Origin of the sequence: Hyphomonas sp. FCG-A18 (genome assembly GCF_045287255.1) — a bacterium.
In the GTDB taxonomy this organism is placed as follows: domain Bacteria; phylum Pseudomonadota; class Alphaproteobacteria; order Caulobacterales; family Hyphomonadaceae; genus Henriciella.
Genome location: NZ_CP137142.1, coordinates 2,313,581 through 2,338,039, shown reverse-complemented (window position 1 = coordinate 2,338,039; position 24,459 = coordinate 2,313,581). Strand labels below are relative to the sequence as shown.

Annotated in this window: 25 protein-coding genes; 18 read left to right on the top strand and 7 right to left on the bottom strand. The window is 54.3% G+C overall.

The features are described 5' to 3' along the window. Nucleotides 1-62: 62 nt before the first annotated feature. From RYZ27_RS11600 to RYZ27_RS11555, 10 genes are all read left to right on the top strand, one after another. On the top strand, nt 63-1,940 hold the full coding sequence (locus tag RYZ27_RS11600; RefSeq protein WP_406679674.1) for a copper resistance system multicopper oxidase: 1,878 nt from the start codon (nt 63-65) through the stop codon (nt 1,938-1,940). Continuing rightward, complete coding sequence (locus tag RYZ27_RS11595) at nt 1,940-2,749, top strand: copper resistance protein B (protein WP_406679673.1); 810 nt, start codon at nt 1,940-1,942, stop codon at nt 2,747-2,749. The genes RYZ27_RS11600 and RYZ27_RS11595 overlap by 1 nt, the downstream gene beginning before the upstream one ends. A gap of 11 nt (nt 2,750-2,760) precedes the next feature. Continuing rightward, entirely contained in the window at nt 2,761-3,777 is a 1,017-nt protein-coding gene (locus tag RYZ27_RS11590) for a DUF2231 domain-containing protein (protein ID WP_406679672.1), read from the top strand. 3 nt (nt 3,778-3,780) lie between these two features. Further along, nucleotides 3,781-4,848, top strand: a complete 1,068-nt coding sequence (locus tag RYZ27_RS11585; protein ID WP_406679671.1) for an acyltransferase family protein — start codon at nt 3,781-3,783, stop codon at nt 4,846-4,848. Nucleotides 4,849-4,962: 114 nt separating this feature from the next. Further along, complete coding sequence (locus tag RYZ27_RS11580; protein WP_406679670.1) at nt 4,963-5,211, top strand: DUF5676 family membrane protein; 249 nt, start codon at nt 4,963-4,965, stop codon at nt 5,209-5,211. 61 nt (nt 5,212-5,272) lie between these two features. After that, nucleotides 5,273-7,492, top strand: a complete 2,220-nt coding sequence (locus RYZ27_RS11575) for a copper-transporting P-type ATPase (RefSeq protein ID WP_406679669.1) — start codon at nt 5,273-5,275, stop codon at nt 7,490-7,492. 70 nt (nt 7,493-7,562) lie between these two features. Further along, the gene (locus tag RYZ27_RS11570) at nt 7,563-8,843 is read left to right on the top strand and encodes an APC family permease (RefSeq protein ID WP_406681783.1); all 1,281 of its coding nucleotides are present in this window, start codon (nt 7,563-7,565) and stop codon (nt 8,841-8,843) included. Nucleotides 8,844-8,854: 11 nt separating this feature from the next. After that, nucleotides 8,855-9,265 carry an ion channel gene (locus RYZ27_RS11565; RefSeq protein WP_406679668.1) on the top strand — a complete coding sequence of 137 codons (411 nt, stop codon included), beginning with the start codon at nt 8,855-8,857 and terminating at the stop codon, nt 9,263-9,265. A 71-nt stretch (nt 9,266-9,336) separates the two neighbouring features. Next, on the top strand, nt 9,337-9,900 hold the full coding sequence (locus RYZ27_RS11560; RefSeq protein ID WP_406679667.1) for a DUF305 domain-containing protein: 564 nt from the start codon (nt 9,337-9,339) through the stop codon (nt 9,898-9,900). Further along, nucleotides 9,900-10,661, top strand: a complete 762-nt coding sequence (locus RYZ27_RS11555) for a glutaredoxin family protein (RefSeq protein WP_406679666.1) — start codon at nt 9,900-9,902, stop codon at nt 10,659-10,661. Before RYZ27_RS11560 ends, RYZ27_RS11555 begins: the two co-directional genes overlap by 1 nt. A 12-nt stretch (nt 10,662-10,673) precedes the next feature. On the opposite strand, the gene RYZ27_RS11550 is transcribed toward RYZ27_RS11555, so the two are convergent. After that, nucleotides 10,674-11,357 carry a CopD family protein gene (locus tag RYZ27_RS11550; RefSeq protein WP_406679665.1) on the bottom strand — a complete coding sequence of 228 codons (684 nt, stop codon included), beginning with the start codon at nt 11,355-11,357 and terminating at the stop codon, nt 10,674-10,676. Between the two features lie 142 nt (nt 11,358-11,499). Continuing rightward, complete coding sequence (locus tag RYZ27_RS11545; protein ID WP_406679664.1) at nt 11,500-11,853, bottom strand: copper resistance protein CopC; 354 nt, start codon at nt 11,851-11,853, stop codon at nt 11,500-11,502. A gap of 59 nt (nt 11,854-11,912) precedes the next feature. Here RYZ27_RS11545 and RYZ27_RS11540 point away from each other — a divergent pair, with 59 nt between their 5' ends. Beyond that, on the top strand, nt 11,913-12,188 hold the full coding sequence (locus tag RYZ27_RS11540; RefSeq protein ID WP_406679663.1) for a metal-sensitive transcriptional regulator: 276 nt from the start codon (nt 11,913-11,915) through the stop codon (nt 12,186-12,188). 139 nt (nt 12,189-12,327) lie between these two features. Here RYZ27_RS11540 and RYZ27_RS11535 read toward each other — a convergent pair whose 3' ends face one another. After that, nucleotides 12,328-12,639, bottom strand: coding sequence for a hypothetical protein (locus RYZ27_RS11535; protein ID WP_406679662.1), 312 nt, complete (start codon nt 12,637-12,639; stop codon nt 12,328-12,330). Between the two features lie 102 nt (nt 12,640-12,741). Here RYZ27_RS11535 and RYZ27_RS11530 point away from each other — a divergent pair, with 102 nt between their 5' ends. Genes RYZ27_RS11530 through RYZ27_RS11505 form a run of 6 tightly spaced genes read left to right on the top strand, consistent with a single transcriptional unit; the run spans nt 12,742 to nt 21,210 of the window. Beyond that, entirely contained in the window at nt 12,742-13,974 is a 1,233-nt protein-coding gene (locus RYZ27_RS11530; protein WP_406679661.1) for a TolC family protein, read from the top strand. After that, a complete protein-coding gene (locus RYZ27_RS11525) occupies nt 13,971-15,713 on the top strand; it encodes an efflux RND transporter periplasmic adaptor subunit (RefSeq protein ID WP_406679660.1) in 1,743 nt (580 codons plus the stop codon). Before RYZ27_RS11530 ends, RYZ27_RS11525 begins: the two co-directional genes overlap by 4 nt. Before the next feature lie 9 nt (nt 15,714-15,722). Continuing rightward, nucleotides 15,723-18,938: an efflux RND transporter permease subunit gene (locus RYZ27_RS11520; protein WP_406679659.1), complete on the top strand. Its 3,216-nt coding sequence runs from the start codon at nt 15,723-15,725 to the stop codon at nt 18,936-18,938. Beyond that, on the top strand, nt 18,935-19,378 hold the full coding sequence (locus tag RYZ27_RS11515; RefSeq protein ID WP_406679658.1) for a copper-binding protein: 444 nt from the start codon (nt 18,935-18,937) through the stop codon (nt 19,376-19,378). Before RYZ27_RS11520 ends, RYZ27_RS11515 begins: the two co-directional genes overlap by 4 nt. 57 nt (nt 19,379-19,435) lie before the next feature. Then, the gene (locus RYZ27_RS11510) at nt 19,436-20,164 is read left to right on the top strand and encodes a PepSY domain-containing protein (protein WP_406679657.1); all 729 of its coding nucleotides are present in this window, start codon (nt 19,436-19,438) and stop codon (nt 20,162-20,164) included. Nucleotides 20,165-20,208: 44 nt separating this feature from the next. Continuing rightward, a complete protein-coding gene (locus RYZ27_RS11505) occupies nt 20,209-21,210 on the top strand; it encodes an acyltransferase family protein (RefSeq protein WP_406679656.1) in 1,002 nt (333 codons plus the stop codon). A gap of 314 nt (nt 21,211-21,524) precedes the next feature. Here RYZ27_RS11505 and RYZ27_RS11500 read toward each other — a convergent pair whose 3' ends face one another. From RYZ27_RS11500 to RYZ27_RS11485, 4 genes are read right to left on the bottom strand one after another with little or no spacing between them, the layout of a single operon-like run. Further along, the gene (locus RYZ27_RS11500) at nt 21,525-21,923 is read right to left on the bottom strand and encodes a hypothetical protein (RefSeq protein WP_406679655.1); all 399 of its coding nucleotides are present in this window, start codon (nt 21,921-21,923) and stop codon (nt 21,525-21,527) included. Continuing rightward, nucleotides 21,923-22,486: a methyltransferase family protein gene (locus RYZ27_RS11495; RefSeq protein WP_406679654.1), complete on the bottom strand. Its 564-nt coding sequence runs from the start codon at nt 22,484-22,486 to the stop codon at nt 21,923-21,925. The genes RYZ27_RS11500 and RYZ27_RS11495 overlap by 1 nt, the downstream gene beginning before the upstream one ends. Before the next feature lie 11 nt (nt 22,487-22,497). Beyond that, nucleotides 22,498-22,950: a methyltransferase family protein gene (locus RYZ27_RS11490; protein WP_406679653.1), complete on the bottom strand. Its 453-nt coding sequence runs from the start codon at nt 22,948-22,950 to the stop codon at nt 22,498-22,500. After that, nucleotides 22,947-23,591 carry a cation transporter gene (locus RYZ27_RS11485; RefSeq protein WP_406679652.1) on the bottom strand — a complete coding sequence of 215 codons (645 nt, stop codon included), beginning with the start codon at nt 23,589-23,591 and terminating at the stop codon, nt 22,947-22,949. Before RYZ27_RS11485 ends, RYZ27_RS11490 begins: the two co-directional genes overlap by 4 nt. Before the next feature lie 84 nt (nt 23,592-23,675). Between RYZ27_RS11485 and RYZ27_RS11480 the strand changes: the two genes are divergently transcribed. Next, entirely contained in the window at nt 23,676-24,116 is a 441-nt protein-coding gene (locus tag RYZ27_RS11480; RefSeq protein WP_406679651.1) for a helix-turn-helix domain-containing protein, read from the top strand. Nucleotides 24,117-24,459 lie beyond the last annotated feature (343 nt).

Here is a 24,459-nt window from a genome sequence, read left to right as displayed (position 1 = left end):
GCAGCTTCTCGCCGCCAATAACGGCGTTACCGAAGCTTTTCACTCAATTCACGGAGACATACATGTTCACTCGCAGACATATGTTGCAGTCCGCGCTTGGCACGGGCGCTGCTCTTGGTACGGTCGCACTGCTGCCCGCATGGGCAAGACCGGCTAGTGCTGGAAACACTGGACTTACGGAACTGGTTGGCAGCCAGTTCGATCTTGATATCGGAAAATTCCCGGTCCGCATAAACGGCCGAACGACGGAGGCCACTGGCATTAACGGGACTGTTCCCGGCCCGCTTATCCGTTTTCGCGAAGGCGACGAAGTGACCCTCAACGTCACGAACCGCCTTTCTGCTGACACCTCAATTCATTGGCACGGGCTGCTTGTGCCTTTCCATATGGACGGTGTGCCGGGCGTCAGTTTTCCCGGCATTCATCCGGGGGAGACGTTTCAGTATAAATTCGCTGTGCCACAAAACGGCACCTATTGGTATCACTCCCATTCTGGGCTCCAAGAACAAGTCGGTCATTACGGACCGCTGATCATTGACCCCGCAGGAACGGACCCCGTTCAATATGACCGGGAATATGTTCTCGTGCTCGGCGATTGGACCTTTACAGATCCGCACCGAATCTTCGCGAAGCTCAAGAAGAACGCAGAGAGCCTGAACTTCAATCAGCCCACTGTTGCGAAACCGACCGGTCTTACAGGCATGTGGGCACAGATGCGTATGAGCCCCCGCGACATTGCGGATGTAACAGGCGAAACTTATACCTACGTGATTAACGGTCATTCAACTGCCGACAATTTCAACATGGTGTTTGAACCTGGCGAAAGGGTTCGGCTGCGTATCATCAATGCCGCCGCCATGACCCTGTTCAATGTACGCCTGCCAGGTCTGCCGATGACGGTTGTGCAGGCCGATGGTCTCAATGTGCAGCCAGTTGAAACCGACGAGTTCCAGATCGGCGTCGCAGAAACATATGACGTGATCGTAGAGCCTACCGAAGCACGCGCCTATGCTTTTGTCGCCGAGTCCATCGACCGGTCGGGTCAGGCTGTCGCGACGCTGGGACCACGTCCGGGCATGCGCGCAGAACCACCTGAGTTAAGACCGGTTCCGATCCTGACCATGAAAGACATGGGGATGGACCATGGAAGCATGGGCGGCATGTCTGAAACGAATGGGATGAAGAGCGGCCATGAAGGACACGACATGGGATCCGCTAACATGAATATGCCGGATGACGACATGGCAGCCATGGGTCATGGCGCGATGAAGCCTGATCCTCATGGGCCTGCTGAGCAGCCTGCCCGGATCGAAGCCGACATTGAGCGTGGTCCGGGGGTCGTAAACGTTGCGGCCATGCCGATGAGCCGCCTCGACGAGCCTGGTATCGGCCTCGATGGTGTCCCCCATCGCACGCTGACATACAGTCAGCTTCGCAGCCTCGATATGAATCCCGACCATCGTTCACCGGAACGGGAAATCGTCGTGCATCTGACGTCCAACATGGAACGCTATATGTGGTCTTTTGACGGGGTGAAGTTTTCGGAAGTTACGGAGTCGATCAAATTCTATGAGGGCGAAAGGGTACGGCTGACACTCATCAATGACACGATGATGCCGCATCCAATTCATCTGCATGGAATGTTTTTCGATCTGGTGATACCCGGTCTGGACGCGTCCGCGTCCGGGGGCGGTGGCATGCACATGCCGCGCAAACATACGGTCGTCGTGAAGCCAGCTGAAAAGCTTTCTGTCGATATCACGGCGCAACACGTTGGAGACTGGGCCTTCCACTGCCACCTGCTTTACCACATGCATGCAGGTATGATGCAGGTCGTCAGTGTAATGCCAACCAGTTCCAGCGAACCTATGCCTGCGACTATGGAGATGGACCATCAGGGCATGGTTCACGGCGACATGAAGCACGGGGAGGACATGTAATGACGACCTCTTCTCTAAAAAGAACCGCTGGTTTGGGCCTAATCGCTCTGAGCCTTGCGGCAACACCAGCTCTCGCTCAGGAAGCTCCCGACACTCCGCCCTGGAACCAGGCCGACGCCATTTATGGTGAAGAGGCGATGACCAAGGCACGTGAAGACGTGTTGGCTGAAGGGGGTGATCAGAAGACGTTTTACGTTCTATTCAATCAGCTTGAGGCCCAGACGGGCGGCGATGAAGATACGCTCTACTGGAACGGACAGGCGAACTGGGGCGGCGACGTCAATAAACTCTGGATCAAAACTGAAGGTCGCGCTTCGCTCGAAGGAAATGGCGTCGATGACGCTGAAATCCAGGCGCTCTATTCTCGCGCGGTCGCCCCCTTCTGGAATCTGCAAGGCGGCGTTCGCTATGACATCGAACCTGATAGGCTCGCCCATGGCGTTGTCGCGCTGAATGGTCTTGCGCCTTATTGGTTCGAGGTCGATGCCTCTGCATTCATCAGTGAGAAAGGCGATCTGACCGCCCGGATCGAAGCGGAGTACGAATTGCTGCTGACGCAACGGCTGGTCTTGCAGCCGCGTGTCGAAGCGAATCTTGCGGCGCAGGATATACCTGAGCGCGGAACCGGATCGGGCCTGAACTCAATCGATGCCGGATTGCGGCTTCGTTATGAGATCAAGCGAGAGTTCGCGCCCTACGTTGGCGTTGAATGGCAAGGCGCATTCGGCGGCACTAAAGACTTCATCGAAGCTGCAGGCGGCGAAGCTGACGAGACTGTGTTCCTCGTCGGCCTTCGCACCTGGTATTGATGGAGGTGAGCATGGGAGGATTTATTGAACCCAATATTCATCCGGTGCTGGTGCATTTCGCCTACGCGCTAACTGTTTCATCCGCACTTGCCTATCTTGCCTGCAGGCTTCTGCCTGCGGGTGGCTGGCGCGACAGTCTGAAACCAGCGGCTGACTGGATGCTCGCCATAGCGGCTGTTGCAGTCATTGCGACAATCGCCGCTGGCTTTTACGCTTACTACACTGTCGCACATGATGCTCCATCCCACGAAGCGATGACAACGCACCGAAACTGGGCGGTGCCCTCGGGTTTGCTGGTGCTGGCGCTTGGCTCGTGGCGTTGGTTCTCCCGCGAGAAAGCGCCCGGCGGGCTCTTTGCTGCCACAATGGCTGCCGCGGCATTTTTGCTATCTGTCACTGCCTGGTGGGGCGGCACAATCGTCTACAAATATGGCTTAGGCGTACAAAGTCTCCCAGCGAGTACGGGCAACGGTCATGATCACGATCATGGCGGTGACGACGAAGCGGTGCAGGAAAAAGACAGTCACTTGCATGCGGCGGACAGAGATGAGCCAGATCCCAGCGAAGCAGATTTGTTAGTTCCTGCAGGACATGACAATTCTGATGGTCACCATGATTCAAATATGCCGGACGACGAGCAGGCCATCCGCCAGATCATGTCCGACATCCAAACAGGTTGGGAAACTGGAAACGGCGCGCCATTTCGGGAACATTTTTTGGATTGGGACGGTGCTCGCTATTTTGAGTCCGGGGGTGAGAATACAGGTCTTGATGATCTCGTTCTCAATCATGTCGAGCCAGAAAAAGACGCTATCCCGGATCTGACGCTCGGCATGTCTAACCTTCAGGTTCATATTGAAGGAGATAAGTTCGCATGGGCTGTATCCGACACCACGGTTGGCGGCACGCTTAGTCGCTCCGGCGAAACTCTCGACCGGACCGGAAAGCAGACCTGGATTTTCCGGAAGGTCGATGGCGTGTGGAAAGTGGCACATACGCATTCGTCGACACGAGCGCGGCGGCGCTGACCGATGTCTGTTGCTACAAACAGAGCGGGTTCGGAAACGGACCCGCTTTTCGGGGCGAACCATTTCACGCTTTTACGCTGGGGGCTGGCTCTGTCCGTCGTCATCGGTCATGCTTGGATGATTCCCACAGGGTATGAGCCCACGCGAGTTCACGACTGGACACTCAGCTATTTGGCCGTGAACGGGTTTTTTATCCTGTCCGGACTGCTGATCGCGAAAAGCCTTGCGACCCGCAATGATCTGAAGGGGTATGCGCGTTCAAGAGTGCTGCGGATTTATCCGGCGCTGATTATCTTGATGCTGGCCCTTTTATTCCTATTCGGGCCTGCATTTAGCACGCCCGGAGGACTTAGCTATCTGGCTGATCCAGAGTCTTGGACTTACGTGGTCCGTGTCCTTTTGATGGGCGATCCACTGAGCGCGCCGGGCGGTGTATTTGCAACTTCACCTGACCCGATTTTTAATGGGTCGCTCTGGACGATCCGTTATGAAATGCTTGCTTATGTGCTTGCGGGACTAGGCTACTTCGTCGGATTGCTGAAGAATCGCTGGTGGGTGCTGACGACTCTAGTATTCTCGCAGGCCATTTATTTGACGCTACAGTTCCTACCAGGGCTGGATGCTGTACCGGGTGGTGTTATCTCGCTATTCAGATTCACAACTACATTCCTTCTCGGAATGACGCTGTGGCATTTTCCCGTTTTGCGTCGCGCCGGCTGGATTTCGGTCGCAATTGCTGTTGGCGGTTTCCTCCTCCTTGGTTGGAGCTTCATCGGAGAAACCCTCGCCAATATCATGCTCTCCGCAGCCCTAATGCATTTTGGCCTGCTGAGGAAACCAGTCGCCGGTATCGCGACCATGCCCGATTATTCCTATGGGATTTATATTTGGCATTATCCGATACTGCAGAGCCTGCTGCTCCTCATTCCGGGCATTCAACCGCTCGCACTCCTCGCAGTGTCTACGCCGCTCGTGATCATCGTTGCAGCAGCATCGTGGCATCTGATCGAGAAGCCTGCCTTGAGGCTCAAGACACGCGGTCGCACCGCTGGAAGGCTGGCCAAGAACTGAACGACAGGAAAGTCGAAGCTCGCCCTTGCATATACCCCCTAGGGGTATTATTTGATATTCGTCGATACGACACTGACGAAGCATTGCGGCGCCAAATTCTGAAGGAGATGAAAAATGAAAATCGCATCTGTAGGACACGCAATGTCCCTGTTTCTCGCAATTACGTTTCTAATCTGCATTGGCTGGGGATTGGTCATGCCTCCGTCTCTGCATATGCACGGCGCTTGGGAAGATCTATTGCCCGGTTTTGAATTCCTGACCCCGATTGGTTTCGGGATAGGACTTGTCGAGTCCTACCTCTATGGTTGGTACATCGCTCTGGTGTTCGTACCGCTCTACAATCGCTTCAATAAATCTTCCTGACTTCAACAGACCGCCGCACCCGAATTAAGTGGGTGCGGCTGTCATTTCTTGAGCCCCAGATATGACTGAGCACAACCACTCCCATCACAATCATCACGGCGATCATTGCCATTCAGCTGCGGCCGCGCCTGACGAAGACAATGACCATATCCCTTCGGATTACTCCGGCACGGTCTGGACCTGCCCCATGCATCCGCAAGTGCGCGAAACGTCAAATGTGGGCTGCCCCATCTGCGGCATGTCCCTCGAACCGGAAACTGTCACCGCCGAAGAAGACACGTCCGAACTTGATGATATGACAAGGCGGTTCTGGGTCGGGCTCGTTCTGTCAGTGCCGCTGGTCGCGTTCGTAATGGCTGAGATGATTCCGGGCAATCCGCTCGGAAATCTGGTCAATCCTACGTTCGGGGTCTGGTTTCAGGCCGCCCTTGCAACGCCGGTCGTCCTCTGGGCCGGCTGGCCGTTCTTTGTTCGCGGATGGCAGTCCGTCAAACGCCGCAGTCTGAACATGTTCACTTTGATCGCGATGGGCGTTGGTGTGGCCTATGTCTATTCGCTGGTTGCAGCCTTCGCGCCTGGATTGTTCCCGGACTCTTTTCGTGGGCATGGCGGAACCGTCGCCGTCTATTTTGAAGCGGCCGCTGCCATCGTGACCTTGGTGCTTCTCGGACAGGTGCTGGAGCTGCGCGCCCGCAGTGCAACTTCGGGTGCCATTCGCGCCTTGCTGGAGCTCGCACCGCCAACCGCCCGCAGGATTACCGATGATGGATCAGAGGAAGAAGTTGATCTTGCGGAGGTCCGCCCCGGCGATCGCCTGCGCGTTCGACCCGGTGAAAAGGTCCCCGTGGACGGCGAGGTCCTTGAAGGCCGCTCGGCTGTCGATGAGTCCATGGTGACTGGCGAGCCAGTTCCCGCCGATAAGACGGAAGGCGACCGCGTGACGGGCGGCACAGTCAATGGAACTGGCTCGCTTGTGATGGAAGCGACTCATGTCGGCGAAGATACGCTGCTATCGCAAATTGTGCAGATGGTGGCGGCAGCACAGCGCTCACGGGCGCCGATCCAGCGTCTTGTCGACACCGTGTCCGGCTGGTTCGTACCGGCTGTCATCATCATCGCCATACTAACCTTCCTTGTCTGGTCATTATTCGGGCCGGACCCGGCCTTGGCTTTCGCTCTGGTCAACGCGGTGGCCGTTCTGATTATTGCGTGCCCGTGCGCCTTGGGCCTTGCGACACCGATGTCGATTATGGTTGGCACCGGTAAAGGCGCGTCCAATGGCGTTCTGATCAAGAATGCCGAAGCACTCGAAACCTTCGAAAAGGTCGACACGGTCGTCGTCGATAAGACGGGTACGTTGACGCTCGGTCGCCCCGAACTCGTTCTCGTGCAGTCTGCTAAAGCATTTGATGAACAAACGCTTTTGGGTCTTGTCGCGGCTGTCGAAAGATCAAGCGAGCATCCTCTTGCTGAGGCAATTGTGAGGGGCGCCGAAGACAGAAATGCACCGCGCAAAGTTGCAACTGAATTTGAATCAGTCACCGGCGAAGGCGCGCAGGCAAATGTTGACGGACAGCAAGTTGCTATCGGCAATTCAAAAATGATGAAGCGGATCAACGCATGGTCGGAAGCATCTGGCCAATCGGCAGATCAATACCGCGCAGAAGGACAGACTGTCATGTTTGTCGCCGTCGATGGCGTTTTTGCCGGACTGATCGGCGTCGCAGACCCGATCAAGGGCACAACACCCGAAGCTATTCGCCGGCTTCATGCTCAGGGTTTGAAAGTTGTCATGCTGACAGGCGACAATGAAACCACAGCGAAAGCCGTTGCGGCGAAAGTCGGCATTGACGAAGTTCATGCGGACGTCTCCCCTGAAGACAAGCACCGGATTGTTTCGGAGCTTCGGGCGAGCGGCGCGCGTGTCGCCATGGCTGGCGACGGCATTAATGACGCGCCTGCGCTTGCCCAAGCCGATGTTGGTATCGCGATGGGCACCGGTACGGATGTCGCTATGGAAAGCGCCGGGGTGACGCTGGTAAAAGGCGACCTGCTCGGCGTCGCGAAAGCCCGCGAGCTTAGCCGCGCAACGATGCGCAACATCCGCGAGAATCTGTTTTTTGCCTTTATCTACAATTCGCTCGGCGTCCCCGTTGCAGCAGGCGTGCTGTATCCGATTTTCGGACTGCTGCTCAGCCCGATGATCGCAGCAGCGGCCATGAGTCTGTCATCCGTGTCGGTCATCGGGAACGCTTTGCGATTGCGGGCATTAAGGCTGTAATAGGCTGAGGGGGTATATTTTGAAATCCGACTACAAAAAGGGCAGCCTTACACTTGCGGGCACAGTAGCCATGGGCACTGGCGTCATGATCGGGGCTGGTATATTTGCACTGACTGGCCAAGTTGCAGAGTTTTCTGGAACACTGTTTCCAGCAGCCTTCATGCTCGCTGCCGTCATCAGCGCGTTTAGTGCTTATACTTACATCAAGGTTTCGAATAAGTATCCGTCCGCGGGCGGGATCGCGATGATTTTGAAAAAAGCTTATGGCCCGACGACGGTTACTGGCGGCGCGGCGCTGCTGATGGCGTTTTCGATGATTATCAATGAAAGCCTCGTCGCGCGGACTTTCGGAACGTATACGCTTCAACTGTTCGGAGTTGAAGGTGGGATACTCGTGCCGATCCTCGCGATCGGGCTGATCTTTACAGCATTTCTGATCAACATAGCAGGCAATGAGGTGATCGGAAGCGTCTCGAAAATCACAGCGGCGCTGAAGATTGGAGGCATCCTGGTTTTCGCGCTGATCGCACTGTATGCAGCCGGATTCTCTTTTCAGCCGGGTCAAAGTTCGGCGCCCGGCGAACAAACATCAGTCGGCGGATTTATGGCGGGTGTTGCGCTGGCGATCCTCGCCTATAAAGGCTTCACCACCATCACCAACAGCGGCGATGAAGTAAAATCACCGGAGAAGAATGTCGGGCGCGCAATTATGTTTTCGCTCGCAATCTGCGCCGTCGTGTACATTCTGGTCTGTTTTGCGGTGGGCTCAACACTCACAATCCCCGAAATTGTCGAAGCGAAAGACTATGCTCTGGCCGAAGCCGCACGCCCGGCACTTGGCGAGTATGGCGTCTGGTTTACTGTTGCAATCGCCATAATTGCAACGGCGTCGGGGCTGCTAGCGAGTGTGTTCGCCGTTTCGCGCATGCTCGCCATGCTGACAGACATGAAGATCATTCCGCATAGCCATTTCGGTATGCCGGGCGACGTTCAAAGGCACACGCTGGTTTATACTGTAATAGCAGCAGGTGTGCTGGCGGCGTTTTTTGATCTCGGCCGCATCGCGTCGCTCGGCGCCATTTTTTATCTAGTTATGGATATCATTATCCATTGGGGCGTGCTGCGCCATATGCGTAAAGATGTCGGGGCAAATCCGTTCATTCTGATCAGTGCAATCTGTCTCGATGCTGCAGCGCTTGCCGCGTTCCTTGTCTTGAAAGCACAGAGTGACCCGCTGATTATTATGATTGCGTTCGTCGGAATGGTGGTCGTATTCGGATTTGAGAAGTTTTACCTCTCAAACTATCGCGACAAGCAAGTCGAAGCGACACCGCATGGAGACGATCATTGATTTACGCGATCATGATCGGTTTCATCCTTTTTTTCATTGTCAGCAGCTTTCACTATATTGCTTTAACTCAGCTACATAGAAGACTGACTGGCGCTGCTCTCCCTGGCAATTTCCATGTCGTCGGAGGCATCACCGGCGCTGGTTTCGCACATATCTTTGAAGCACTGATTTATTCGTTTGGGTTCCGCGTCGCGGCTGTCTTAAACCTCGGAGGATTTCAAGGGCAGACCCGACCTTTTGATTTCATGGATATATTCTATTTCTCGCTGGTAAACTTTACCTCTTTAGGTCTAGGCGACATCTATCCTACCGGACATTTGCGTTTTCTGGCTGGCCTAGAATCTCTCAACGGATTTCTTCTGATCTCGTGCTCCGCCTCTCTCATTTTCCTTCTCATGCGAGATGCTGTTCAAAGTCCCTGATTATTAGACCCGGGAACCATTTAGGCGGGCCGCTGTTATATACCCATACCCCGTATGAGAAGGAACCAGACATGGAAATGAAGAACACTTACTGGCGTTTCGCAGCAATGATCAGCACATCGACGCTTGTCATGCTAGGCCTGATGTATCTGAACACCTACGCATTTGAACATATCCGCTGGAGTGAAACGCGCTTCTATATGGCACTTCTGATGGGCGGTGCGATGGCCGTCATCATGCTGAGCTTCATGCTGAATATGTACGAGGATAAAAAGATTAATTTGGCCATTTTCGGCGGCGGAATTGTTGTCTTTCTGCTCTCCCTCTGGCTTGTTCGCAGTCAGGCAACAGTTGGCGATAAGGCATGGATGAAAGCTATGATCCCGCACCACTCAATAGCTATTTTGACGAGCGAACGCGCCGGGATCGAAGATGTTCGTGTCCGTGCACTCGCCGATGACATCATCAGGGCCCAACGCCGTGAGATCAAGGAAATGGACTGGCTGATCGCTGACATTGCCAAGAACGGCCCAGTGACCTCTGAAGCCGAGGCGGCCTCTCGGCCCGTACCGGAGTTTGAAGGAACGCTTGCTCTCCAAGAACCGTCTGGATCAAAAGTGAGCGAGGAACGTTAATGTTGGACCAAACCAAAAAGACCGCCGTGCTTTACCGCATGGTCATGGAAAACCATCTCTGCCCCTACGGCCTCAAATCGAAATGGCTACTGGAGCGTAAAGGTTACGAAGTCGAAGACCACCACCTAACCACGCGCGAAGAAACTGACGCCTTCAAGGAAAAGCATGGTGTCAGGACCACGCCCCAAACCTTCATCGCGGGCGAGCGGGTTGGCGGCTATGAAGATCTCCGTGCGAAGCTGACGTCTTTTGAGAAAGACAGCGACAAGAAAACCTACACGCCTGTCCTGATGATCTTTGCCGTCAGTGCAATGTTGGCACTCGCAGCCATGTGGTTCTTCCGCGGCTCTGTTCTGTCCGTCCGCACGATTGAATTTTTCGCAGCCTTCGCGATGACACTGCTTGCGCTTCAGAAGCTGAAGGATGTCGAGAGCTTTTCGACCATGTTTCTGAACTATGACCTTCTTGCGCAGCGCCGTGTTGGATACGGCTATTTCTACCCATTTGCGGAAGCTGCAGCAGGCGTTCTGATGGTCGCAGGGGGCGTTCTCGGGCTTATCGGCTCGCCAATCGCTCTCTTTATCGGCACCGTCGGGGCTGTGTCTGTCTACAAAGCTGTCTATATAGACAAGCGGGATTTGAAATGCGCCTGTGTGGGCGGGAATTCAAACGTTCCACTCGGTTTTGTCTCATTGACGGAAAACCTTGTCATGATCGCGATGGGGCTCTGGATGCCGATCAAGGCGCTTCTCTTGGGGTAAAAAGTGTTAGCTTTATCCTGGACCTGTGAGCGTGGTCGCTGCTGCAATCACGAAAACAATCGCCGAGAACAACAAATAATCAAGCGCCAGTGTGGTTCGGAGACATTCTCGGCCTTTACCTGTCCGATCCCTCAAGAGTTCGGTCACCCGTAACTTGTTAAACGCGCCTATGGCGAGCGCGCAACAAGCTAGCAAGAGTTTCAACAAGAGCAATTGCCCGTAAGTCTCTCCGATTAGAGCGTCCAAAGATCCAGAAAGCCGCCAAGCGAGCCATAGACCACTCACAAAAAGCAATGGAATACACCAGACAGCGACGCGGCTGAACCGCCCCATGCGGTTTAAAAGTACCGCGTCTGAAACTTTTTCTTGAGGCCACAACACAAATGGCGCGGTCGCCCAAAATGCCGCTATCGCGACATGCACAGAAACGAGAAATGGATTGATCCCTGGCGCTTCAAGGCCATGCGTGTGTCCGCCAAGGCCCGCTCCGGCAAAGACAGCGGCAACGCCAACGGCCAAAAGAATGCGCAAGTCAAAGATAGCAGATAATGCAAGCAAACTTGCCCCGATAATATAGGTAAGGACTTGCATCCGGTTCGGCGCCCAGACCCAATCGAACATGCTGAAATCAAAACTATGCTGAAGACCGCCAGTCAGTTCGGCATTCAGCAAAAGCAAACGGCCCGTGACAGCCATAGCGAGAACCAACGCAAGACCTATTATCCATCTACGATGCGAGGTTCCCAAAAGAAGTGCGTGCAAAGCTAGCCCGGTAGACCCAAGCGCGCCGAAATAAAGTCCGGCCTTCACAGCGAGCGATAGGAGCCCGAGCAAGGGCTTAGCCTGTTACAGTAAAGTCAATCTCGCCTCGCATGACATGACCGTCTTTAGCAACCGCCCGCCATTTCAGAACATAGGTTCCTGGTTCAAGTGTCGGTAGCGGTACGGAAAAATCCTTACCCATCTGACGACGACGCTCAAACGCGACGTCCACCGCATTTCCGGCCAGGGTCTCGAGTTCTACTTCGGCCAGACCGACATCGGCGCCAAACGAAAACTCAAAGACTTCGGGTGCTGCTTCGAAGCTGACGCCATCCTCGATATTCGAAGCTACAATTGTGGTGTGAGCGGATGCAGGGGCCGAAAACACTAAAAAGACCGCCAGTGCAGTTGCGATTATAGAAAATTTCATTGAAGCCTCTAGTTTCTACAGATCAATTCCTATATATACCCAGTATAGGGTATATGACAATGAAAACTGACACCAAAGACTCTGCGCTCAAGCGCCTCGCTCGTATTGAAGGTCAGGTGCGCGGCGTTTCTCGTATGATTGATCAGGATCGGTACTGTATTGACGTTGTGCGACAGATGCAGGCGATCAAGGCGGCGCTTTCTGGTTTAGAAAAAATCGTGCTCGACGATCACCTCCAGACATGTGTTGATCAAGCTTTGAAAAGCGATGACGTCGAGGCTAGGCGTGAGAAAGTTGAAGAGCTCGTAGCGGTTTTGGGCGGTCGCAAGAAATGAGTTTCGTGGATACTCGTTCGAAGTATTTGTTTGTTAGGACAATAAGAGTAAACTCTGCCCCTATATGCTAAAACTGACACGCCTTCTGATTTTAGTCTTTGTTGCCGCTACTGTCGCGCGACCTGTTATGGCGTGCTGTTTATTGGGGCATGGCGGTCAGGCTGTCGAGGATGCGCGGATTGATACTCCATCTTGTCACACCGAGATGCCGCCCTCCAATGAGACGAAGAGCGATGCAATAGATAGCGAGCGCAATCCTGATGATTGCCCCGGCTGTTTTGATTGCGACGCGGCGATCATGCAGGCCCATACAGTCAATGACGGCGCTCTGCTGACGCAGACCACTTCTGAGATTCCACTTGTTACGCTTGCGTCCCACTTTACCGGGTTCGAACACAAGCCCGTCGAGTTCAAGACCGGGCCGCCAGGTGATCCGCCGCTCCTTCACCATACCCCCATTACTCTCAAACAGCGCCTGTTGATCTGATCGGGCAGCGCCCGCGTTTGCACGCGGTTCTTGCTGTTTTCCGTTTAATCAACCCGGTGCTTCTCCATGCCCACTACATTCAAAATCTGGCTTGCGTCCGCGCTTCTCGTCTGTGCTCTGCCCGGCTCGTTGGCTTTTGCGCAGCCCACCGAAGGTTTGGCCTTCGAGGAACTGGAAGCCCGCCTTTCTGATCATCCCTCGCTAACTGCGCTCACCTTTCAGGCGGAGGCGTCGCGTGAGCGCGGAAACGCTGCGACCGCCTTACCTGACCCCGTTGTCTCGGTCGGCATCAATAACTTCCCGATTTTCGATCCGTCCTTCTCTGACTTTCTGCCCACAAATAAGGTGGTCGGCGTGCGGCAGGACTTTCCCAATCGCGGTGGCCGCGATGCGCGTGCCGGTGAAGCGAGAGCGATGGCGGAACAGACGGACCGCATCCGCGCTGCCCAGCTTGCGACACTGCGTGGTGAACTGATCGCGCTGCTCTATGAGAAGCGACGCATCGAACGGCAGAGGGATCTCGCGCGTCAACGCAATGGTAAATATAACGAGCTGACTGGCGTCGTCGAATCCGAAATCGATGCCGGGCGTCCTGCGGTCTTCCGGCTTGCTGAAATTGAAGCTGAACGCGCAGGCGTTGCGCGCGTTTTTGTCGATCTTGATCGCCAGGATGCAGAAATTAATGCGCGCCTGATTGATCTTGTGGGCGTCGTTCCTGCGACGCCGGCGCCACCTGTAGCGCCTGTCGATTGGTCGGGAGACGCCATGGCGTTTCTGGCCGTCCGTGTCGCTGATGCAGGTATTGCAGTAGCGGATTATTCCGTAGACGGCGCGAAGGCAAACTGGCGACCGAACTGGGGGGCGCAGCTCACTTATCAGCAGCGCGACTCCGGTGCGAACTTCGGGGGTGATGACTGGGTTTCGGGCATGGTGACGTTCACTGTGCCGCTCTGGGCAGAACGCAGTCAGGTGCCACGCCTGCGCGCCGCAAGGGCTGATCGTGCAAGCGCAGAGATGCGTTATCAGGCCGCCGCCAGAAGCGCTGCTGCCCGCTATGCCGCCGAAGCCGCAGCCTGGCGCGCCGCGGAGGACAATATCGCCGTTCTTCAGCGCAATATCGCTGCTGTTGAAGACGAGATTGCCGCCCAGCTAACAATCTATGAGTCAGGCGTTGGTGACTATGCGCCGATTATCGACGGCGAACTCGCCATTCTCAAACTCCGCGCAGACATCGCTACAGAAAAGGCTCGCCGGGCCGCTGCGATCGCGCGCATGAACGCGCTTCTGGTGACTCCATGAAACACTCAATACTGCTTCTCACCTCGGCGACAGCAACGCTTCTGGCGGCCTGCAGTGACAATCCGGGCATCCGCACGACTGAAACACCGGCTGAAAGTCAGGCCGCTGCCGCCTCGGTTGAGGCCGCGCAGTACACCTGCCCGATGCACCCGCACTACATCTCCACCGATCCAGACGGGTCCTGCCCGATCTGCGGCATGGACCTGGTGCCGGTTAGCGGTGATGCGGACGCGGCGCAGGGCGATGGCTCCATCGCCGTTGCGCCGGAAATGATTCAAACCATGGGCATACGGACTGCTGGGGCAGAAGTGACTGAATTCGGCGAGACGCTGCGCGCTTTCGGTGTGGTCGAGACCAATGAGCGCCTCGAAAACGTCGCCGTCTCGCGGCTCGAAGGCTGGATCGAGGACCTGACGGTCCGCGCCGAGGGCGATACCGTGCGTCCCGGCGCGCTGCTCTACCGCGTCTACAGCCCTAGCCTAATTGCTGCGCAAAAAGACTATCTGAACTCTCTTTTGATCGGCAACGATAACCGAATTGCGGCTGTAAGACAGCGTCTTCGGTCGCTTGGCATGCAAACCGCTGCGATAGAGCGCCTGACGCAGAACCGAGAAGTGATTGAGCGTGTTCCGGTTTACGCAGAAGCTGGGGGGACAGTCGCGGAGCTTCAAGTGCGCGAAGGAGATTACATCAAGCCAGGCACACCAATTCTTCGTCTACAGTCTTACTCGGGCGTGTGGGTTATGGCATCAATCCCCGAGAGCGATCTACCGCTAATCGACACTGGCCTTGCTGTACGTCTAAGTTTCCCCAGTGCGCCAGAAGCGCCTGCAGAAGGTAAAGTGGACTATATCTACCCAACGATCGATCCAAAGACCCGCACCGCGCAGGTGCGCATAGAAGTCGACAATGCTGCCGGCTATCTGCGTCCCGGTGCCTATGCGGACATAGCGATGGACCTTGGCGGTGGAACGCGCCTATCAGTTCCGATTGAAGCGGTTTTGCGCGACAGTCGCGGCGCGCATGTCATTGTAGCACTCGGTGAAGGTCGCTTCGCCGGACGCGCTGTGCGAACCGGCGTCAGCGCAAATGGCCGCACTGAAATCATTGCGGGTCTGACGCCCGGCGAACAGGTCGTCGCAAGCGGCCAGTTCATGCTCGACAGCGAAGTGAACCTGAGAGAAGGCTTCTCCAAGCTACAGGCACCGCCTGCCATGGAGGCTGGTCCGGATACCCCGCTCTCGCAATTGCCAGTCGATGTAACAACGTTAGCTGAGATCGATCATTTTACCGATATGGCGCTCTATTTCCACGAGGCGCTTACAGACGAGTATAGGATTGATCCATATTTTGTGGACCCGGCCCTCGCGCTTGGCGAAGCACTTCGCACGCGATTTGCAGACACTCAGCTCGTTCCGGTTCTGGAAAATGCAGAAGTCGCATTGCGGGCAGCGAAGAATGCCCGGGAAGGAGATCAGCTTGCGAACGAGCTTTCTCGTTTAATGCAAGCTCTAGAACCCTGGCTGATTGAAGGCGCGCCGGTGCATTACCGAGAAGCTGGCTTGACGCTTTTCCGAGACACCGCATCGGGCCGTCTCTGGGTGCAGCAAGGCGGCACGCCGCGCAATCCGTATGGTGACAGTCAGGCAGACATCATTTTGTGGCCAGATCCAATGGCTGGCATGGATGCCGACAATACCGAGCGTCGCCCAGTCGATCCCCATGCGGGACATCGATAGGAGGTGGCGATGACTGACGATTCTAAGCACAACCTTGCCGGGCGCGATCCATCAAAGTCATGGGTTGCGGGACTCATCAACTGGTCCATCTCAAACCAACTCATCGTTCTCGTCCTTGCCGCCGCTCTTGCCGTAGCAGGCTGGATTGCTGTCGATCGCACACCGCTTGATGCTGTTCCTGATCTTACCGATACGCAAGTCATAATTCGCACGGACTTCCCGGGTCAAAGCCCGCAAATCGTGGAAGATCTTGTTACCTATCCGCTATCCACGAACCTTCTTGGCTTGCCGCGCACCAAAGATGTGCGCGGGTCGTCCATGTTCGGAACAAGTTTCGTTTACGTCATTTTTGAGGATGACGTTGATCTTTACTGGGCGCGCTCACGCGTGTTGGAAGCGCTGTCCCGGCTCGGTTCAGAACTCCCCGACGGCGCAACACCCCAGATCGGACCTGATGCGACAGGCGTCGGATGGGTTTATCAGTATGCCCTGGTCGACAAGAGTGGCAACACAGACCTCGCCGAACTTCGTTCTCTACAGGACTGGTTCCTGTCGCTGGAACTGGCCGGCGTAGATGGTGTCGCCGAAGTCGCCTCTGTTGGCGGGTTCGTTCGCGAGTATCAGATTTTCATCGACCCGAACCGTCTGCGCAGTTTCGACATCTCGATTGCGCGGATCCGCGATGCCGTCCGCGCAGCCTCAAGCGAGGTTGGAGGCCGCGTCATCGAACAGGCCGAAAGCGAATTCGTTATCCGGTCATCAGGCTATGTTGATGAGCGGTCTGATCTCGAAGAAGTTGTGATTTATGCTGCTGACGGAACCCCCGTCTTGCTGCGCGATGTTGCCCGTATTGTTGAAGGCCCGGCACTCCGTCGCGGCATTGTAGAACTGAACGGAGAAGGCGAGACGGTCGCCGGCATCGTGGTCATGCGAGACGGCGAAAATGCCTTGCAGGTCATTGAGCGCGTAAAAGCCAAACTCGCAGACTTGCAGCGTGGCCTTCCTGACGGTGTCGAAATCATCACCGTCTATGACCGCGCGCCCTTAATCGAAGGGTCAGTTGACTACCTCCAGCACAAGCTCGTCGAAGAAGGCATCGCGGTCGCGCTGGTAATCCTGATTTTCCTTCTTCATGTGCGGTCGTCACTAGTCGCCATCATCACCCTGCCACTCGGGGTTCTCGGTGCCTTCATGATCATGTCGTTCCAAGGCGTCACAGCGAATATCATGTCGCTTGGAGGCATCGCTATCGCCATCGGCGCAATGGTGGACGCTTCAATTGTCCTTGTCGAAAACGCCAGTCGGAGATTGTCAGAGTTTGAGGATAAGCCCAGCCCTTCTGCTCGCCGTGCAGCACTGCTGGAAGCGGCTCAGGAAGTCGGCCCCGGGATTTTCTTTTCCCTCCTCATCATCACGGTCTCTTTCCTCCCTGTATTCGCGCTCACAGGTGAAAGCTACCGGTTGTTTTCGCCGCTTGCTTTCACCAAGACCTATGCCATGGCGTTTGCTGCCATCCTTTCTGTCACGCTCGTACCTGTGCTGATGCTCTATCTGATGCGGGGTAAGTTTCGGCGCGAAGAGGCCAATCCGCTCAACGCCTTTTTCGTCTGGGTTTATAAACCGATCCTGCATGCGGCATTGCGTTTTAAGTGGGTGACGGTCGCGCTCGCCATAGCGCTGACTGCAAGTGTGATCATCCCGATGCAGCGAATCGGATCCGAGTTCATGCCAGCGCTGTACGAGGGCGAACTCTTATATATGCCAACGACGCTTCCAGGCGTTTCGGCCACAAAGATGCGCGAAATCCTCGGCCAGACCAACCGCGTTATTGTATCCGTTCCGGAAGTGGAAAACGTATTCGGCAAGGCGGGTCGCGCTGATACGGCGACAGATCCCGCTCCTCTCACCATGATCGAAACATGGATTAAACTTAAGCCCAAGGAACAATGGCGAGCAGGCGTAACCATAGACGATATTATCGCCGACCTCGACCAACGCTTGCAAATGCCGGGTCTTGTTAATTCCTGGGGATATCCCATCAAGATCCGCATGGACATGGTCTCGACCGGCGTACGCACACCTATCGGGATTAAGGTGACAGGCGATAGCCTGGCTGAAATTGAAGCTATCGCTCGAGATATCGAGTCTGTGGTTACAGACATTCCCGGCACCCGATCAGCTTTTGCTGATCGCGTCCTTGGCGGTAAATATTTGGAGATCACACCAGACCGAACCGAACTTGCCCGCCGTAACATCGATATGGGTGCGTTTCAGACGGTCGTGCAGACCGCGCTTGGCGGTATGCGGCTATCTCAGTCTGTCGAGGGCCGCGAACGCTATGACATCATCCTGCGCTATGATCGGCCTTATCGTGAGACACCGTCAGACTTGGAAGATATCCTCGTTCCAACACCGTCAGGCGCACATATTCCACTCTCTGAACTGGCGACGATCGCTTACGCCGAAGGTCCTCCCATGATCCGTTCAGAAAATGCGCGGCTTACCGGCTGGGTGTTCGTCGATATCGAGGGTCGCGACATGGGTGGTTATGTGAATGACGCGCGCGCGGCTGTGGCTAAAGCTGTTGAGTTACCGCCCGGCTATGCCGTAGAATTTTCCGGCCAGTATGAACAAATGGAAGAGGCCAGCGAACGTTTGCAGATCGCTATTCCAGCAGCAGTCGCGCTAATTTTCCTTTTGCTGATGCTGCACTTCGGGCGGCTGGACCGCACGCTAATCATCATGGCGAGCCTGCCGTTCGGCCTGATAGGCGGTCTCTGGGCTGTCTGGCTGGCAGGTTACAACCTTTCTGTCGCTGTTGCCGTTGGATTTATCGCGCTTGGCGGTATTGCTGTGGAAACCGCTGTCATCATGCTTCTCTATATTGACAGTGAAGTGCGCAAAGCGGAGCCGAAGACCCGAGAAGACCTTTACGCCGCCATCAGCAAAGGCGCCGCCATGCGCGTGCGCCCGAAGCTGATGACCGTCACAACGATCTTCGCAGGCCTAGCGCCCATTTTCCTGACTGACGGGCTTGGCTCGGACGTCATGCGCCGTATCGCCCTTCCAATGATCGGTGGGATGGCGTCAACGCTCGTCCTGACCCTGATTGTTATTCCGGCCATCTATTACATCCGGACCGGATTCCAGCTTTCCGCGCGCGCCGGAAGCAAACCCAAAGCCGCGCAAACACACTTACCTGAACCAGAAGGAGATCCAACATGAAACCTATTTCCCTAATCACCGCTAGCTTCCTCGCATTCAGTGTTGCAGCTTGCGGCGATACAAATGAAGCAGCCAGCCCTGCGACGCCGGTCGCCGACAAAGCTATGGACATGACGAGCAAGGACGGCATGGATCATGGTGATCACAAAATGGACCATTCAGAGAACGGTACTGGCCACGCGACGGGCACAATCCGCTCTGTTGGTGCCCAGGGAGACTTCCTGACCATCGACCACGGCCCATTTAGCGGCGGCATTGAAATGAGCGCCATGACCATGGGTTTCGACATTATGGGCGATATCGACCTCTCGGGCTTCTCCGAAGGCGATGAGGTTGCGTTCATGGTCAAAAAGGGCCGAGACGGCTCCTATCGGATCATGGCGATCTGCAACACGGGCGCGGACGGTGCTGATTGCCTCGATGGCATGATGGATCACTAAGACTTTGCGAGCCGCCTCGAAATTGTGGCGGCTCGTCTTTCAAGCGGGGAGGCTCGGATGACGATTGGTCAGCTAAATTTATTTATACGAAAACTGCATCTTTGGTTGGGTATCGCAATCGGTATTCAGCTTTGTCTCTGGCTCGTATCGGGTCTCTTCATGACCCTATTCCCAATTGATGATGTGCGAGGAACGCATCTGCGTGCAGATGTCGCCCCTATGCCGCTTCAGATCAAAGAGCGCGTAATAACGCCCGCAGCGGTTTTGCAGAGCGTCCCTGCTGCGGAGGCCGTAACTTTGCGAAGGGTCGGCGATCAACTCGTCTATGTCACTAAGACCCAAGGTGAAGATTTGGTCCTGAATGCCGAAACGGGGGACCCAATGGCTCTCCTTGATGAAATTCAAGCCAACCGTATGGCACTCGCTGCATACTCGGGCGCTGGCAGCATCGGCCAAAGCATTCTGTTCGAAACTGGTTCGCCACGAGAGTATGGGCGAACCGGGCCTGTTTGGCAGGTCAATTTCGATAAACCGGATAAAGCCACTTTTTATATTGATGCCCGAACGGGTGACGTAAAAGCTGTGAGAACGGGCCTTTGGCGGACATTTGATTTCATGTGGGGACTTCATGTTATGGATTGGAGCTCACGGGAAAATTTTAATAGTTGGTGGATTAAAGCGACAGCGGCCATCTCCGTTATTTTCTTCTTTTCCGGTTTGATTCTAATTACTCTACGTCTACGCAGCGCACTGAAACGTCGTCGGCGGACACTGGCATCAAAGTAATGCTGTCCTCTCTGCTTGCACCGACATCACGCGATAGCGACCCTTTGTTTCAGGACAATCATCTGACGCCAATACGGTGGATTCTCGCGGGCTTTGTCGCGCTTGGGCATTTCTGGCTTATGACGACAGGCTATGAACCTTTCCGTATTCATCAATGGACTGGCGGCTATATGGCCGTAAACGGCTTTTTCGTTCTGTCCGGGCTTCTCATTATGAAGAGCCTCGCCACACGAAATGATTTGCGGTCTTATACCCAATCTAGGCTCTTGCGCATTTTTCCAGCTCTCATTGTGGTAATGCTGTCGTTTGGCCTTGTATTTTCACCCGTTTTCTCAAAGCCGGGCGGATTCTCCAATCTCATGGCTGCAGAGACATGGGCTTACGTCATGCGGGTTCTGCTGATGGGAGATCCCGAAGGCGCACCAGGCGGCATATTCGCGGGTAATCTTGAAGAAGACTTCAATGGGCCACTTTGGACAATACGGTTTGAAATTATAGCATACATACTCGCAGCTTTGGCGTTTGCTGTTGGATTGGCAAAACGCTTAGCTACGACGCTGGCGATGTGGGTAGGCGTCACCATCCTCTATATCACATTGCCGCTCATTATAGATCCCGTCGAGCTTCCAGCGAGTTTGCTTGCGCTCCTTCGCCTCTCCTTCTGTTTTCTTTTAGGCATGGTCCTGTGGCATTTCCCACCCGCGCGGCATCCGTCTTGGTGGTCGGTCTTGGCGATCTTTGTGCTCTTTCTTATTTTCGGCAACGGCCCTGTAGGAGAAATCCTCGCCACGCTGAGTCTCACAGGCGTTATGTTGCGCCTCGGCCTTTCAAAGCGAACCTTCAAGCCTTTGCTCAGATTACCAGACTATTCCTATGGAATTTACATTTGGCACTATCCAATCATTCAGGCGGCACTCTTCTTGATACCGGGGCTTGGACCATTTGAAATCATGCTCGTATCTACACCGCTATTTATCCTGATGGCCGGTATATCATGGCATTTTGTTGAGAAGCCGTCGTTGCGTTTGAAGCGGCATTTTGCATGACTTTTAACGAAGTGGCGTATCAGTATTTACAATTTAGAATTGGAATTTTGTCAGAATGGGCCAAGCTGATGAGAAGAATTTTATGATTTCAAAGCAACTGCGAGTAATAGAAACGCTGGAATGTCGAATACGTTGGCGATGGGACAATTCGTTCACTCCAGCGCTCAGACATCAAAATTAATCGGTTAAATGTTCGCGGCACCCAACAAATAGCCCGTTCGATGAATAACGCTATTCCAAGGGCGGCCTCTTCCAAGGAATTAGAACTTTGTGGCTGCCAAGAAACGGATATTCTGACGGAGTAAATTCCTAAATCAATTTGGATATTCATCCGCACTTAAATATCCGAGTAAAGCTGCAGCGCTGAGTAGAAGCTCAACTACCCCCTCTCGCCATGGCTGAATTCCCACTAATGAATATGGCTCCAAAAAAGCAGCTAAAAGTCTGCATAAGCCCACCGACAAAAAAACAATCGCTGCAATAAAGTTCAGGGTTCTTCGATCCAACTTCAAAAACTTGCCCGCCGCGAGGGTAAAGCCTAGCCCTAATTCTCCGCCCCCAATTATAGCCCTTAGTGCAATTCGCGCATTCGGTTGTGAGGTATCGACGCGATAATGGTGCAGAACGGCTGGGTCGGTAAAAGTCCATATTCCAAACACTACAAGTATCGCACCTAAGGGGATGTGCGCGTGACGTGCGAGCGTGCTCAACATCAAAGCACTCCGAGAAAACGCGGAGTCGATCGCCGATATGTCCGGTAGTCATCCCCATATTGCTTCTCGAGCCAGGGCTCCTCAAGGAATGGCGCCATCAGATACATGATTGCCCAAAGCATGAGCGCAGTGATGACCAGAATATCGGGAACAACAGTCCCCCAACCGAGCAGACCTACCCATGTGGCGACATAGACGGGATTTCGACTAATTCGAAACCAGCCTGTCGTTTGCAACCCTCGCTTTTCGCCGAAGGCGTTCCTCCAGCCCATCTGAAATGTGATAAAAAAGGCCAAGCAGAACCCAGTTACGAGCAACACAGACCCGACAATTATACGGCCCCATTCATTCGAATGCTCAAACCTGAGCACCGACAAGGCGATCAACGAATAAACAAACAATCTGAATAGGCTGATGAATGTCGTGTGCTGCCAGCTATCTTTGCTGGGCGGAGGAAAAAACTCGAAACTTTTCTTGATCTTTCCGACTAATGCCAACGTGATCAGTAACGCTCCGCCGCCAAATGACAGCACAAAAGCGACTATCGAAAGCGTGGAAGCCATATCAGGATTTATCATATCCACCGCCGGGTGCGCGTGCGGTACAGTGTGAACTGATCACCAAACTTGAGTTGGAGAGAGCGCTCCTCGGGTTTGATCTGGAATGCAGTCATGATCCAGATGAACAATGCGGGCGCAAGAATTGCTGACCAAGCTCCGAGCCAGATCACCCACCCTGTCAGGACCAGAAGCATTGCGAGATACATTGGATTTCTGCTGAACCGAAATAGTCCAGATGTTACGAGCTTTTCAGCGCTTCCGGGGTCGAGTTGGTTCACCGTTGTTTTCGCACGAACAAAAGCGCTCACCGCAAGCGTCAGCGAAATCGCGCCTATGCCGGAGACAAAAGCCGCGAAGAATAAGCGCCACGATCCGCCAAATTGAGGTGTTGGAAATAGAGCCGCCACCCCCCAACCCAAAGCGCCACACAGCAAAACCTGCACCACGGGAGGAACGCGTAACTTCATGATGCTGTCGATGTTTGCTGAGTTCGAATTTCTCGATCTGCTCTCAACTCGCGCGTAGCCTGGAGTGTGATCGCGCTCGCCGATTTTAGAAAAAGGCTCGCCAATAAAACAGCAACAACCAGATCGGGCCAAGCGGACCCAATAACAGCTACCATCCCTCCGGCAATTATGACGCCCACATTCCCGATGGCATCATTACGCGAGCAAAGCCAAACCGAACGAACATTGCTGTCACCATCGCGCCAGCGAAGCAGGATAAAAACACTGGTTAGATTCGCCAATAAGGCAATAAATCCGATCAGACCCATCGTTCCCGGTTCTGGTGAAGCGCCATTCAAAACCCGATAAATCGTCATTGCAAGAACAGCAAAAGCAATAATCGCCAGAGATGCACCCTTAACGAGCGATGCAAGCGCGCGCGTTCGAACACTCGCGCCTATGACCATTAGACTCAGGGCATAAGTCGCTGTGTCACCGCCAAAATCCAGTGCATCAGCTTTAAGCGCTTGTGAGCCGGACATGAGGCCGGCTGTCATCTCAACGATGAACATGATCGCGTTTATTGCAATCACAGCATACAAGGCTCGACGGTAAGCCGATGAAGCCCCATCAAATGACTTTTCTTCACAACACCCGGACATGACGATTCAACTTTCTTTCATCTCGATTTCTTTACCTCTACAGTCTACAGCCGCTGTAGAGGCAAGCGCAATTTGGAGAAAATCATGAAACCAATGACCATCGGACGGTTGTCGAAGGCCGGAGGGGTGAAGGTCACGACAATTCGTTATTATGAGTCTATTGGGCTTATGGGAGTTCCTGATCGTAGTGAGAGCGGTCAGCGCCTATATGGCGAAGATTCGGTTCAGCGATTGTCCTTCATACGCCATGCCAGAGATCTGGGGTTTCCGATGGATGCCATCAGAGAATTGATTCAGCTTCAGTCTGAACCTGGTGAAGATTGCTCGGCTGTCGATGCAATTGCGAAGCGTCAGCTTGCGGACGTTCGTAAGCGCATCGGTCAGCTAAAATCCCTGGAAGGCGAGTTGAGGCGCATGATATCGAGTTGTGCTGGCGGTATAATCGGCACGTGCCAAGTTATGGTGGCGCTAGGCGATCACGAAACTTGCACGAATGAATCGCACGAACGTATCGCGCCCATGTAAGTTTTGGCTTGACCCTACAGTCACTGTAGGCATTAGGAATAAAAATAGGTGCTCTTAATCTGTCCTACGAGCTTAACGAATACATGATGAAGTTTTAGTACACGCCAAATATGCAATTCTCGGTTTCTTCTGTTGCCATCAGGCTGATAACTGCAATGATTGTTGCATGTGTATTCCTGTACGCGCCGATGGCCGAAGCTGGGCACGTCGAGTCTACGGTCGAAATTTCTTGTGAAATTGATCATAGCTCAGATCAGTCAGATCGTGATCAACCTGATCACGGTGATCATGACCATCACGCACATCACTGTGGGCCCTGCTTGCAATATATCCTTCGATTGGA